This window comes from Micromonospora sp. CA-244673, assembly GCF_050948395.1.
Lineage (GTDB): Bacteria > Actinomycetota > Actinomycetes > Mycobacteriales > Micromonosporaceae > Micromonospora.
This window is the reverse complement of sequence record NZ_CP192019.1, coordinates 7109996-7122516: the sequence shown is the minus strand read 5'-3', so window position 1 is coordinate 7122516 and position 12521 is coordinate 7109996. Positions and strand designations below refer to the sequence as shown.

Genomic DNA, 12521 nt, shown 5'->3' with positions numbered 1-12521 from the left:
TTTTGTCTACGGTGGTCCTACCGCCGCTTGAGGCAGAGCACGAAGTCGAGGGTGTCGAGCCGGCTGTCGAAGAAGTACCAGTCGGTGTAGCCCTCGACCTTGGCGCACTTCGACTCGGCGTCCTTCTTGCCGCTGGTCGACCCGTCGATGCGGCGCAGCACCTGGTAGGTCTTCGCGGCGCACTCGGTGATCACCAGCTTCGGCTCGGCGGAACCGCCCTCGTTGGCGACGCACTGGCCCGCCTTCACGAAGCGCGGGTCCGTCGAGGAGGCCGGGGCCGGCGGGGTGGTGGGCGCGTCGGCCGGCTCGCCCGCGGCCCCGGTCGGGCCGGCGGCCGGCGCGGAGGCGGACGCCGTCCCGCTCGGGGTGGCGTCGTCCCGCCCGAGCATCCAGTAGGCCCCCGCGCCGCCCAGCAGCAGCACCGCCAGCACGACCAGGACCACCAGCAGCGGCCCCTTGCCGCGCTTCGGCGGCGTCGGCTCGGCGTACGGCGGCTGGCCGCCGTAGCCCGGGTCGGCCGGGTAGCCCTGGTAGGGCGGGGCGGCCGGCGGGCCGGCGTTCCAGGCGGGACCCGGCTCGTAGCGCGGGGTCGACTGGTCGTAGCGCTGGGCGGGCGGCTCGTAATGCCGGGTCGGCGCCTCGTCCCAGCCCCCCGGCTGCCCGCCGTAGCCGGGGTCGTAGCGCGGATCGGCCGGGGGAGCGTAGCCGTCGTCGGGGCGCCGCCCACCCCACGGCTCGGGGGAGCCGCCGCCCGGTGGTCCGAAGTTCGACATGAACGCCCTCCTGCGTAGCCAGTGCTGAGAGGCCGGCCACCAACAGGGGACGCCGACGCCGTGGTCACCGTAGCGTGGTCCACCGATGAGCTCACGCCCCACGAGTGCGACGCCCGCCGTCGACCACGCCGCCGCCCCGGCCCGCCCCGCGCTGATCTGGACCGCTCTGGTCCTGGTCTACGTGTTCTGGGGCTCGACCTACCTGGGCATCCGGGTCGCGGTCGAGTCCCTGCCGCCGCTCACCTCCGCGGCGATGCGGTTCGCCGCCGCCGCGGCGGTCCTCGCCCTGGTGCTGCGGCTGCGCGGCGGACCGGGGGCGCTCCGCGTCGGCCGCCGGCAGCTCGGCTCGGCCGCGCTGGTCGGGGTGCTGCTGCTGGCCGGCGGCAACGGCCTCGTGGTGCTCGCCGAGTCCGGCCCGGAGGGGACCGCGCTGCCCTCCGGCATCGCCGCGCTGCTGGTGGCCACCGTCCCGCTCCTCGTGGTGCTGCTGCGGACCCTCGGCGGCGACCGGCCCCGGCCGTGGACCTTCGCCGGCGTCGCCCTCGGCTTCGTCGGTCTCGTGCTGCTCGTCCTGCCGAGCGGCGGGCCGGGGGGCGTGCCGCTGGTCGGCGCGCTGACCGTCGTGGCGGGGGCCGTCAGCTGGTCCGTCGGCTCCTACCTGTCCGGGCGGATCCGGATGCCCGACAACCCGTTCGTGGCCACCGTCTACGAGATGGTCGCCGGCGCGGCGGCGCTCGCCGTGATCGCCACCGTCCGGGGCGAGCTGCACGGCTTCTCCCCCGCCGAGGTGACCGGCCGCTCCTGGGCGGCGCTGGCCTACCTCATGGTGGCCGGCTCGCTGGTCGCCTTCACCGCGTACGTGTGGCTGCTGGCCCACGCCCCGATCTCCCTGGTCTCCACCTACGCGTACGTGAACCCGGCGGTCGCGGTGGCGCTCGGCGCGCTGCTCGTCGCCGAGCCGGTGACCCCGCAGGTGCTGCTCGGCGGCGCGGTGATCGTGGCCGGCGTCGCCGTGGTGGTGAGCACCGAACGACCGCGCCGGTCCGCGGCACGACCGGTCGACGGGGCGGCCCCGGAGCCGGCCCGCCGGTAACGTCCCGGCCCGTGTCGACCGGGCTGGTGGCGGGTGCCGCGCTCCTCGGCGCGCTGGCCGGCCGGGCCGCCGTCCCGCTGGCCCACCGCTTCGTCGAGGGTTCGGCCGCCCGGTCCGATGGGCCTGCGGATCACGTCGGACCTCACGGCGACCCGGCGCGGTCGGCCCACGGGCGCCGGGCCGCGCTGTCGAAGGTCGGCCGGGGCGCAGCGGTGTCGGCCGGTGCCGTGGTGTTCGGCGGGCTGGCCGCCGCGCGCGGCGCGGAACCGGCCCTGCCGGCTCTCCTGCTGGTCGCGGCGGTCGGGCTGGCCCTCGCGACGGTCGACCTGGCCTGTCTCCGGCTGCCGAACCCGCTGGTCGGCGCGGCGGCGCTCGGTGGTGGGCTCGGCCTGGTCCCGGCCGCACTGGTCCACGGCACCCCGGAACGCCTGCTCACGGCCCTCGCCGGCGCGGCCGTCTCCTTCGCCGCGTACGTGCTGCTCGCGTTGCTACCCGGCGCCCGGCTCGGCTTCGGCGACGTCAAACTCGCCGCCGCGCTCGGCCTGCCGCTCGGCTGGCTCGGCTGGCCGACCCTGGGCGTCGGGCTGCTCCTCCCGCACGTGGTGAACGGGGTGGTCGTCCTCGCCCTGCTCGCCGCCCGCCGGGTCCGCCGGGACACCCCGCTCCCGTTCGGCCCGGCGCTCCTCGCCGGCGCCTGGCTGGCGGTACTGCTCGCCTGAGCGTTCCGCCCGCGGTCAGATCAGGCGGAGCTGGCGGTCCCTGGGGCGGCGGGGTTCGGTGTCGCCGAAGCGCTCGAACAGCCCCGGGTCGATCACGTCGAGGAACGGGGAGGGGCGGCACTCGCGCTCCGACCCGTGCCGCGTACGCCGGGCCGCGTGGCTCACGTAGAGCCGGTCCTGCGCCCGGGTCAGCCCGACGAAGAAGAGCCGCCGCTCCTCGGCCACCGCGTCGTCGTCCGGCTCCTGCCCGGGCCAGCGCAGCGGCAGCAGCCCGTCCTCGGCGCCGACCAGGAAGACCACCGGGAACTCCAGCCCCTTGGCCGCGTGCAGGGTGAGCAGGGTGACCGCCTCGGCGCGCGGGTCGAGGGCGTCCACCTCCGCCCCGGTGGCGAGTTGGGCCAGGAACAGCTCCAGGTCGTCGCCGCAGCGCCGGGCCAGCGGGGTGAGCAGGTCGACCGCCGTGCGGACGTCCTCGGGGCGTACCGCGCCGGAGCCGTCGAGGGTCGGCACCGCGAAGCGCTCCGCGAGGAGCTGGCCGGCCAGGCGTACCCGGGCGGCCAGGGAACCGTCCAGCCCGGCGTGCCGCAGCTCGCGGGCGATGGCCGTCACGCCCGGCCGGTCGCGCAGCCGGTCGTGCGAGCGCTTCTGCACCGGGATGTTCGCCCGGGCCAGCGCGTCCACGATCGGGGCGGCCTGCGAGTCGGTGCGGTAGAGCACCGCGATGTCCGAGAAGGACAGCGAGGTGGCCCGCCCGTCGATCCGGCCCGAGTCGAGCGAGCGGTGGGAGAGGCCGCCGACCAGGTCGTCGATGGTGCGTACCAGGAAGTCGGCCTCGTCCGCGACGGAGGTCGCGGCGTAGCGACCGACCAGCGGGGCCTCCGGGTCGAGCCGCGCCGGGTCGAGGCGCCGGCCGCGGACCAGCGACGACGGCGCGATGGCCTGCACGGCGGCGGCCAGGATCGGCGCCGACGAGCGGTAGTTGCGGTTCAGCCGGACCAGCCGGGCATCGGTGAAGTCCTGGGAGAAGCGCAGGAAGTAGCCGACGTCCGCGCCCCGGAACGAGTAGATCGCCTGGTCGGGGTCGCCGATCGCGCAGAGGTTGCCGTCGGCGGGGCTGAGCAGCCGGAGCAGGTCGTACTGGACGGCGTCGACGTCCTGGTACTCGTCGACGAAGATCCACTTCCAGCGCTCGCGGTACTCCCGGACCAGCTTCTTGTCGCCCTTCAGCAGCGCCACCGGCAGGGTGAGCAGCTCGTCGAGGTCGACCAGGTCCCGCTTGCGCAGCAGCGCGGCGTACCGCTCGTCGTCCTCGCCGGCCTCCGCGCGGGCGGCGGCCCGGTCGGCGTCGTCGGCGATCCGGAAATCCGCCGGCAGCCCCGCGGCCGGCGCGTTCTCCCGCAGGATGGTCAGCCCCAGCGAGTGGAAGGTGCCGACGGTGACGTCCTCGGCCACCGGGCCGAGCAGCCCGTCCAGCCGGTGCCGCAGCTCCTCGGCGGCCCGCCTGGTGAAGGTGATCGCCAGGCACTGCTCCGGGAAGACGTTCAGCTCCGCGCAGAGGTACGCGATCCGGTGGGTCAGTGTCCGGGTCTTGCCGGTGCCCGGGCCGGCCACGATGAGCAGCGGGCCACCCGGCGCCGAGGCGGCCACCCGCTGCATGGCGTCGAGGCGGTCCAGCAGGCCGGTGCCGACCTCCTCCATCCCGGCGAGCATCGGCTCGAACGGCTCGTGCGGGGAGGGCGCCGGCGCGATCGGTGGCGGGGGCGGCGGCGCCGGCTTGCGCTTGGGCTCCGCCTTGACCGCCGCCGGGCGCCGGGCCTTCGGCTTCGCCGCCGGCTCCGCGGGCCTCCGCTGCGCGGGCACGGGTACGTCGAAGAGCGTGTCCTGGCCGGTCGACCCGCCCGAGCCATCCAGCTCGGTCGGATCGAACAGGGTGATCACGCCGTACTCGCCGTCGTAGCCGGGGACCCGGCGCACCTCGCCGCGGCGCAGCCGGCCGATGCCCTCGGCGAGCAGCTCACCGCCGACCCGGCCGATCTCGTCCAGCGGGGTACGGGTGAGGATGTCCAGCTCCGGGCCGAGCGCGGCGATCAGCTCGTGGAGCTTCCCCTCGACCTTCTTGGAGCGGGCGCCCACCCGGTTCAGCTCGCCGAGGATCTCGGCCAGCGGCACCAGGTGGGTCACCTCCCGAGCGTGCGCCGGCCGGTGCCCCTCGGGCCGGTCGGCCAGCTCCGCCACCCGGCTCAGTACGCCCACCGTCAGCGGCTTCCCGCACTCCGGGCAGCGCCCGCCGGCCTCCCGGGTGCGTTCCGGGGACCAGTTCACTCCGCAGAGCCGGTGCCCGTCGGCGTGGTACTTGCCCTCCTCGGGGAAGAACTCGATGGTGCCGGCCAGCCCGTCCCCGGTGCGCAGCGCCTCGCGGATGGCGAAGTAGTCGCGGGCCGAGTCGAGGACGGTGGCCTCCCGGGCCAGGGCCGGCGGCGAGTGCGCGTCCGAGTTCGACACCAGCTGGTAGCGGTCCAGGCTGCCGACCCGCCAGTTCATCTCGGGGTCGGAGGACAGGCCGGTCTCCACGGCGAAGATGTGCTCGGCCAGGTCGGCGTAGCAGTCGGCGATGGCGTCGAAGCCGGACTTCGAGCCGAGCGCGGAGAACCAGGGCGTCCAGATGTGCGCCGGCACCAGGTAGCCGTCCGGGCTGGCCTCCAGGGTGATCTCCAGCAGGTCGCGGGAGTCCAGCCCGAGGATCGGCCGGCCGTCCGAGCCCAGGTTGCCGATCCGCCCCAGCGCGGCGTTGAACCGCGCCACCGCGTCCAGGTCCGGCAGGTAGATGAGGTGGTGCACCTTCCGGGTCCGGTCGTCCCGCTTGTAGATCGTGGAGATCTCCACGCTGAGCATGAACCGGACCGGGTCCGCCTCCGCCGCGCTGGCCAGCCGGGGCGGCAGCCGCCGGGCGATGTCCCGCTCCGCCTCCGGGCTCAGCCGGTAGAGGCCGGGCTCGGCCGGGTGCAGGGTCTCGCGGAGGTGGTCGTACCAGGCGGGGTGGGTGAAGTCGCCGGTGCCGAGCACGCCGATGCCCTTGCGTCGGGCCCACCAGCCGAGGTTCGGCAGGGTCAGGTCACGGCTGCACGCGCGCGAGTACTTCGAGTGGATGTGCAGATCCGCGACGAACGACGGGAGGCCACCGGAGGGTACGGCGCTGAACGGAGGCACGCCGCATCCTGTCACGCCCGGTCCCCCGGCCGCCCGCCGCCACGCGTACGCGTGACCTGAGCAATGCGGTGCTGGACCGGGCGGCCCGGACGCGCTATGGGGCGCGCAGCTCGACCAGGGTCACCTGCGGCGGCGCGCCGACCCGGACCGGCGGGCCCCAGAAGCCGGCGCCGTTGGTGACGTAGACCTTGGTGCCGTCCACCTCGCCGAGACCGGAGACCACCGGCTGCTGGAGCTTCACGAGCAGGTTGAACGGCACCATCTGGCCGCCGTGGGTGTGCCCGGAGAGCTGGAGGTCCACGCCGAACTTCGCCGCCTCGTGCGCGGCCACCGGCTGGTGGGCCAGCAGCACCACGGGGCGGCTCGGGTCGCGGTCGCCGAGGGCCGCGGCGTAGTCGGCGGGGGCGGCCAGCCCGGTGCCGGTGGCCGTGACGTCGTTGACCCCGGCCAGGTCGAGCACGCCGCCCCGGGCCCGGATCTCCTGGCGCTCGTTCTGGAGCACCCGCAGGCCGAGCCGGTCCACCTCGCGCACCCACTCCTCCACACCGGAGTAGTACTCGTGGTTGCCGGTGACGAAGAAGCTGCCGTAGCGGGAGCGCAGGTCGCGGAGCGGTTCCGCGGCCGGGCCCAGCTCGGCCACCGAGCCGTCGACCAGGTCACCGACGACCGCCACCAGATCGGCGTCGAGCCGGTTGATCATCGCGACGATCCGCTCGGTGTGCGCCCGGCCGCGCAGCGGCCCGAGGTGGATGTCCGAGACGGTGGCGATGCGCAGCCCGTCCATGGCGCGGGGCAGCCTCGCGAGCGGGATCTGCACCCGGTCCAGCCGGGGCGCTCCCATCGCGGTGCGTACGCCGTACCCGGTGACGCCCGCGGCCGTGAGCCCGGCGAAGATCGCGGCCCCCCGGGCGAGCAGCAACCGGCGGGACGGGTCGTGGTCCGGCCGGTCCCCGGCGGGATCGCGGCCGTCCCGCGGTCCGGCCGCGCGCGGCCCGCTGTCCTCGCCAACCGGCAGCTCGGCCGACCCGGCGGACTCCGCCGCCACCGGCGCGGCGGGCGGCTCCGCGAGCGCGACGGGCGACGTGGCGGTGGGGCCGGTCGCCGCCGGTTCCGCGACGTGGCCGGTCGCGGAGGTGTCCGCCCGGCCGCCGCCGCCCGCCGGCACGAGCGCCGGCCCGCCGATTGCGCCGGTCGCGGCCCGCTCCCGGCGGCGCAGCACCAGCTTCGCCACCGCCATGGGCACTTCCAGCACCAGCAGCAGCACCAGCAGGTAGAACATCAGGGCCAGCCACAGGTAGCCCGGCCAGGCCAGCCAGTACGAGCCGTTGCGGGTGCCGACCATGGTCGCGGGCACCAGCAGCGCCAGCAGGAGCGCGATCACCCCGCCGGTCTTCCGCAGGCGGCCCGGGCGGGTGGTGTCCCGCACCAGCCGCTTCCACAGGTAGAGGTGGATCAGGGCGGTGACGAGCACAGCGAAGCCCACGAATGTCGCCATCGCCAACACGGGAGCCTCCCTCAGCCGCCGGCGAAGGGCGGCAGCACGTCGACCGTCGCCCCGGCCGGCAGCGGTGCCTGACGATCATGGCAGGCCACCCCGTCGACCAGGAAACTCGCCGCCTTCAACACCATGGCCAGCCGTTCGCCGTGCCGCTCGGTCAGCTCGTTGAGGAGCGCGTCGAGCGACCGGCCCGCGGCCACGGTCTCCTCGGCGCGGCCGGCCGCGGCCCGCGCGCCGGCGAAGTAGCGGACGGTGAGCTGCACCGGTCAGCCTCCGATCGCCGACATGGGGCGGGCGGGTTGCAGGAAGGTGGGGTCGTCGATGCCGTGCCCGGCCCGCTTGCCCCACATCGCGGCACGCCAGCGCCGGGCCAGCTCCTCGTCGTCCGCCCCGGCGCGCAGCGCGGCGCGCAGGTCGGACTCCTCGGTGGCAAAGAGACAGTTGCGGACCTGACCGTCGGCGGTGAGCCGGGTCCGGTCGCAGTCGCCGCAGAACGGCCGGGTCACGCTCGCGATCACGCCGACCCGGGAGGGGCCGCCGTCCACCAGCCAGGTCTCGGCCGGGGCCGCGCCCCGCTCGCCGGGGTCGGCGGTCAACGTGAACTCGGCGCGCAGGGCGGCGAGGATCTCGTCGGCGACGACCATGGTCGACCGGTCCCAGCCGTGCTGGGCGTCCAGCGGCATCTGCTCGATGAACCGCAGCTCGTAGCCGTGGGCCAGGGCGAATCGGAGCAGCGCGGGCGCCTCGTCGTCGTTGACCCCGCGCATCAGCACGGCGTTGATCTTCACGGGGGTGAGCCCGGCCGCCGCCGCGCCGGCCAGCCCGGCCAGCACGTCGGCGTGCCGGTCCCGCCGGGTCAGCCCGGCGAACCGCGCCGGGTCAAGGGTGTCCAGCGAGACGTTGACCCGGTCCAGCCCGGCGGCGCGCAGGGTCGGGGCGAGGCGGTCCAGGCCGATGCCGTTGGTGGTCAGCGAGATGCGCGGGCGGGGCTCCAGCGCGGCCACCGCCGACACGATGCGGGCCAGGCCGGGCCGGATCAGCGGCTCGCCGCCGGTGAAACGGACCTCGGTGACGCCGAGCCGGTGCACCGCCACCCGGATCAGCCGGACGATCTCGTCGTCGTCGAGCAGCTGCGGCCCGGCCAGCCAGGGCAGACCCTCGGCGGGCATGCAGTAGGTGCAGCGCAGGTTGCACTTGTCGGTCAGCGAGACCCGGAGGTCCCGGGCGACCCGGCCGTAGCGGTCGACGAGGACCCCGTCGGTCGTCGTCGGGGCGGCGGTCACCCGTCGACCGTAGCGCGTCCGGTGCCGCGCAGCGCGGCGCGGGCGACGGAGTCCACCGCGGCCCGGTACGCGGACCCGAACAGCGCGGTGTGCACCAGCAGCAGGTGGAGTTGGTGCAGCGGCGCCCGCTCCCGCCAGCCGTCGGCCAGCGGCCACGCCTCCCGGTAGGCGGCCGTGATCCGGGCGAGGTGCGGCGGGCCGCCGAAGAGGGCGAGCTGCGCCAGGTCGGTTTCCCGGTGGCCGCCGTGCGCGGCGGGGTCCACCAGCCAGACCCGGTCGTCGAGGCCCCACAGCAGGTTGCCGGGCCAGAGGTCGCCGTGGATCCGGGCCGGTGGCTCGTCGCCGCCGAACTCGGCGATCCGGTCGATCAGCTCCTCGACCCGGCCGGCCTCCCCGCTCGTGAGCGCCCCGTTGTCGACCGACATCCGCAGGTAGGGCTGCAGCCGCCGCTGGGCGAACCACTCCGGCCAGGGGCCCGGGTCGGGCGTGTTGTCCTGCGGCAGCGCCCCGATGAACCCCGGCCACTCGGCGCCGAAGGCGGGGGCCCCGGCGCGGTGCAGCCCGGCCAGCTCGCGGCCGAACAGCTCGGCCGCCTCCGGCGTCGGCTCGCCGGACTCGACCCAGTCGAGCGCCAGCAGCTCGGGCAGCGCCACCACCACCTCGGGCACGGCGACCGTGCCGGCGTCGCGCAGCCAGCGCAACCCGGCCGCCTCGGCCGTGAAGAAGCCCTCGGGTGCGGCCCGCTCCGCGTGCTCCGGCCAGGTCTTGGCGAAGACCGAGTGCCCGTCGTCCAGGGTGAGCCGGGACGCGGCGCAGATGTCCCCGCCGGAGACCGGCGTCTCCCGGATCCGCTGGTGCGTCAGGAAGGTCGGCAGGTGCTCCGGGTGTGCCCGCAGGTACGCCAGGTCCATGAGCGCAACGTAGCCGGTCCGTGGGGGCGGTGCGGGCCGTGTGCGGCTCCGCGCCGTGCCGCGCCTCCCCGACCTGGGCCGATACTCTCCGTATCTGTGGACAACCGGCGTGTCGTCCACAGGGCCTGTCGGGGTGGCACCCGTTCGCCGCACGCTCCCGGCATGAACTCCATCGAGCGTCCCCGCCTCGCCGTCCGCTCGCCGGCCGACCTCGTGGCCGCCGTGCCGTACCTGCTCGGCTTCCATCCCGCCGACAGTGTCGTGGTGGTGGCGATGCGCGGCCGGCGGGTCGTCTTCGCCGCCCGGGGTGACCTGCCCGAGCCGGGCAGCGACCCGCGCCCGGCCGCCCGGCACGTGGCCGAGGTGGTGGCCCGGCAGGGCACCGACGCCGCCACCGTGATCGGCTACGGTCCGGCCGCCCGCGTCACCGGCGCGGTCGACGCGGTCGGCGAGGCCCTGGACCGGGCCGGGCTGGTCGTCCTCGACGCGCTCCGGGTGACCGACGGACGCTGGTGGTCCTACCTCTGCGCCGAGCCGGCCTGCTGCCCGCCCGAGGGCACCCCCTACGACCCGGCGGCCAGCCAGGTCAGCGCGGCGGCCGTCTTCGCCGGCCAGGTGGCCCTGCCCGACCGCGCCGCGCTGGCCGCGCAGGTGGCCCCGATCGGCGGGCCGGTCCGGGTGGCCATGCGCCGGGCCACCGATCGGGCCCGCCGTCGCCTGACCGGGCTCGCCGGTGATCCCCCGGTCCGCTCGGCGGGGATGGCGGCGGTGCGCACCGCGTTCCGGCGGCACCGGCGCGGCGAGCGGCTCGGCGACGACGAGGTGGCCTGGTTGACCGTGCTCCTCACCCACCTCCCGGTCCGCGACCACGCCTGGTCCCGCACCGACGGCCGGGACGCCGACATCAGCCTCTGGACCGACGTGCTGCGCCGGGCCGAGCCCGAGCTGATCGCCGCGCCGGGCAGCCTGCTGGCCTTCGCCGCCTGGCGAGGCGGGCACGGCACACTGGCCGCGGTCGCCCTGGAACGGGTGCTCGCCGCCCACCCGGGCTATTCGCTGGCCGTGCTCCTCGACGACGCGCTCCGCCGCGGGCTGTCCCCGGCCGAGCTGGACGACTGGCCGACGACCGCCGGCACGGTGCTGCGCCGCCGCAAGCGGCGTCCCCGGCGGTGACCGGGTCAGCCGGCCACGCGCTGCGCCCCGGTGTAGACGTTCATGGTCGCGCCGCGCAGGAAGCCGACCAGCGTCATCCCGGCCTCCTCGGCCAGGTCGGCGGCGAGCGTGCTGGGCGCGGAGACCGCGGCGAGCAACGGAACCCCGGCCATCCACGCCTTCTGGGTCAGCTCGAAGCTCGCCCGGCCGGAGACCAGCAGCAGGTGCCCGGCCAGCGGCAGCCGGCGTTCCCGGACGGCCCAGCCGACCACCTTGTCCACCGCGTTGTGCCGGCCCACGTCCTCGCGCAGCACCACCAGCTCGCCGTCGGCGGTGAACAGCCCGGCCGCGTGCAGGCCCCCGGTGCGGTCGAAGGCACGCTGGGCCGCGCGCAGCCGGTCGGGCAGCCCGGCGAGCAGCTCGGCGGTCACCGCCAGCGGATCCTCGCGCACGGCGAACTGCGAGCGGGTCCGGACGGAGTCGATGCTCGCCTTGCCGCAGACCCCGCACGAGCTGGTGGTGTAGAAGTTCCGGGCCGGATCGGTGACGGGCTCCGGCACGCCGGGAGCGAGCACCACGTCGACCACGTTGTAGGTGTTCGGGGTCTCCGCGCCGGCGCAGAGCTGCGCGGTGCGCACGTCGTCGGCCGACCGGATCAGTCCCTCGGTGAGCAGGAAGCCGATCGCCAGGTCCAGATCGTCGCCGGGGGTACGCATGGTCACGGCGAGCGGTTTGCGCCGGCCCGGTCCCGCCGGGCCCACCCGGATCTCCAGGGGCTCCTCCACCGCCATGGTGTCCTGCCGGCGGATTCGCTCCCGCCCGTCGGCCGCCGCGTCGAGGTCGATCCGGAGCACACCCCGCCGGTCAGTCGCCCGTCCCATGCCGCCCATCCTGCCCCGCGCCCCGGGCCACCCGCACGGCGATGCCGCTGCGGTTACCGTGGGTCGGTGACGGCGTACGCGGCGGTGGTGCTCTCGGGTGGCGCGGCCCGCCGGATGGGCGGGGTGGACAAGCCGGCCCGGCCGGTCGGCGGCCGGCCCATGCTGCACCGGGTGCTGGCGGCGGTGGCCGACGCGGGCGAGCGGATCGTGGTGGGCCCGGCCGGCCCGGTGCCCGAGGGGGTCCGGGTGACCCGCGAGGAGCCGCCCGGCGGGGGCCCGGTAGCCGGGACCGCGGCGGGGCTGGCGCTGCTCGACCCCGGCACCGCCACCGTCGCCCTGCTCGCGGCCGACCTGCCGCTGCTCAGCCCCGCGGCGGTGGCCGAGCTGCGGGCCGCCCTCGACGGCTCGGCCGCCGGCGTGGCCTGCTACGTCGACGACGCGGGCCGCCGGCAGCAACTCTGCGCGGTGTGGCGGGTGAGCGCGCTCCGGACCGCCCTGGACCGGCTCGCCGTCGAGCGCGGCGGCACGGTCGACGGGGCGCCGGTGCGCGCGCTGCTGGCCGGCACACCGGTGCGGGAGGTGTCCTGGTCCGGGTCCGGGCCACCGCCCTGGTTCGACTGCGACACTGACGAGGACGTACGCCGGGCCGAGGAGTGGACGAGATGACGGTGATGGACGACTGGGTCACGGCGGCCTGCGCCGAGCTGGGGCTGGACCCGGCCGAGGTGCCGGTGCCCACCGTGCTCGACCTGGCCAAGGACGTGGCCCACCAGGTGCTGCGGCCGGGGGCGCCGGTCACGGCGTACCTCCTGGGGGTGGCCGTGGGGCGCGGCGCGGACCCGGCGGCGGCGGCCGCCCGGCTGAGCGCGCTGGCCGGCACCTGGCCCGTGGAGCTGGACGGGACCGCCCCCGCCGACTAGCGCCACCGGCCCGCTGTCCGATGCCGGTCGGGGTGATTGGCCCCCCTTCGTGCGTGGGTAGGGTGGCGAGGACGGACGGAGGCG

At 76.2% G+C, this 12521-nt stretch carries 12 protein-coding genes; 5 read left to right on the top strand and 7 right to left on the bottom strand.

The window, feature by feature from the left end; genetic code table 11:
• Positions 1-17: 17 nt before the first annotated feature.
• Positions 18-773 carry an LppU/SCO3897 family protein gene (locus ACQP12_RS32875; RefSeq protein WP_357944256.1) on the bottom strand — a complete coding sequence of 252 codons (756 nt, stop codon included), beginning with the start codon at positions 771-773 and terminating at the stop codon, positions 18-20.
• Between the two features lie 85 nt (positions 774-858).
• Between ACQP12_RS32875 and ACQP12_RS32870 the strand changes: the two genes are divergently transcribed.
• Together ACQP12_RS32870 and ACQP12_RS32865 are read left to right on the top strand one after the other, a co-directional pair.
• Positions 859-1866 (top strand): EamA family transporter, encoded by a 1008-nt coding sequence (locus tag ACQP12_RS32870; protein ID WP_433283982.1) that lies wholly within the window; start codon positions 859-861, stop codon positions 1864-1866.
• Positions 1867-1877: 11 nt separating this feature from the next.
• The gene (locus tag ACQP12_RS32865; RefSeq protein ID WP_433283980.1) at positions 1878-2585 is read left to right on the top strand and encodes a prepilin peptidase; all 708 of its coding nucleotides are present in this window, start codon (positions 1878-1880) and stop codon (positions 2583-2585) included.
• A 15-nt stretch (positions 2586-2600) separates the two neighbouring features.
• Here ACQP12_RS32865 and ACQP12_RS32860 read toward each other — a convergent pair whose 3' ends face one another.
• The 5 genes from ACQP12_RS32860 to ACQP12_RS32840 form a co-directional block, all read right to left on the bottom strand.
• On the bottom strand, positions 2601-5792 hold the full coding sequence (locus ACQP12_RS32860; RefSeq protein ID WP_433283978.1) for a UvrD-helicase domain-containing protein: 3192 nt from the start codon (positions 5790-5792) through the stop codon (positions 2601-2603).
• Positions 5793-5886: 94 nt separating this feature from the next.
• Positions 5887-7296 (bottom strand): metallophosphoesterase, encoded by a 1410-nt coding sequence (locus tag ACQP12_RS32855; RefSeq protein ID WP_433283976.1) that lies wholly within the window; start codon positions 7294-7296, stop codon positions 5887-5889.
• A gap of 11 nt (positions 7297-7307) precedes the next feature.
• Positions 7308-7553, bottom strand: coding sequence for a MoaD/ThiS family protein (locus ACQP12_RS32850; RefSeq protein WP_433283974.1), 246 nt, complete (start codon positions 7551-7553; stop codon positions 7308-7310).
• Between the two features lie 3 nt (positions 7554-7556).
• A complete protein-coding gene (gene moaA / locus ACQP12_RS32845) occupies positions 7557-8573 on the bottom strand; it encodes a GTP 3',8-cyclase MoaA (RefSeq protein ID WP_357944268.1) in 1017 nt (338 codons plus the stop codon).
• On the bottom strand, positions 8570-9484 hold the full coding sequence (locus ACQP12_RS32840; protein ID WP_433283971.1) for a fructosamine kinase family protein: 915 nt from the start codon (positions 9482-9484) through the stop codon (positions 8570-8572). Before ACQP12_RS32840 ends, moaA begins: the two co-directional genes overlap by 4 nt.
• A 162-nt stretch (positions 9485-9646) precedes the next feature.
• Between ACQP12_RS32840 and ACQP12_RS32835 the strand changes: the two genes are divergently transcribed.
• On the top strand, positions 9647-10657 hold the full coding sequence (locus tag ACQP12_RS32835; protein ID WP_433283969.1) for a DUF4192 domain-containing protein: 1011 nt from the start codon (positions 9647-9649) through the stop codon (positions 10655-10657).
• Between the two features lie 5 nt (positions 10658-10662).
• On the opposite strand, the gene fdhD is transcribed toward ACQP12_RS32835, so the two are convergent.
• Entirely contained in the window at positions 10663-11517 is an 855-nt protein-coding gene (gene fdhD, locus ACQP12_RS32830) for a formate dehydrogenase accessory sulfurtransferase FdhD (protein ID WP_433283967.1), read from the bottom strand.
• A 66-nt stretch (positions 11518-11583) separates the two neighbouring features.
• Between fdhD and mobA the strand changes: the two genes are divergently transcribed.
• Both mobA and ACQP12_RS32820 read left to right on the top strand, forming a co-directional pair.
• On the top strand, positions 11584-12183 hold the full coding sequence (gene mobA / locus ACQP12_RS32825) for a molybdenum cofactor guanylyltransferase (protein ID WP_433283965.1): 600 nt from the start codon (positions 11584-11586) through the stop codon (positions 12181-12183).
• On the top strand, positions 12180-12437 hold the full coding sequence (locus tag ACQP12_RS32820; protein ID WP_357944279.1) for a DUF6457 domain-containing protein: 258 nt from the start codon (positions 12180-12182) through the stop codon (positions 12435-12437). The genes mobA and ACQP12_RS32820 overlap by 4 nt, the downstream gene beginning before the upstream one ends.
• The last annotated feature ends 84 nt before the right edge of the window (positions 12438-12521 follow it).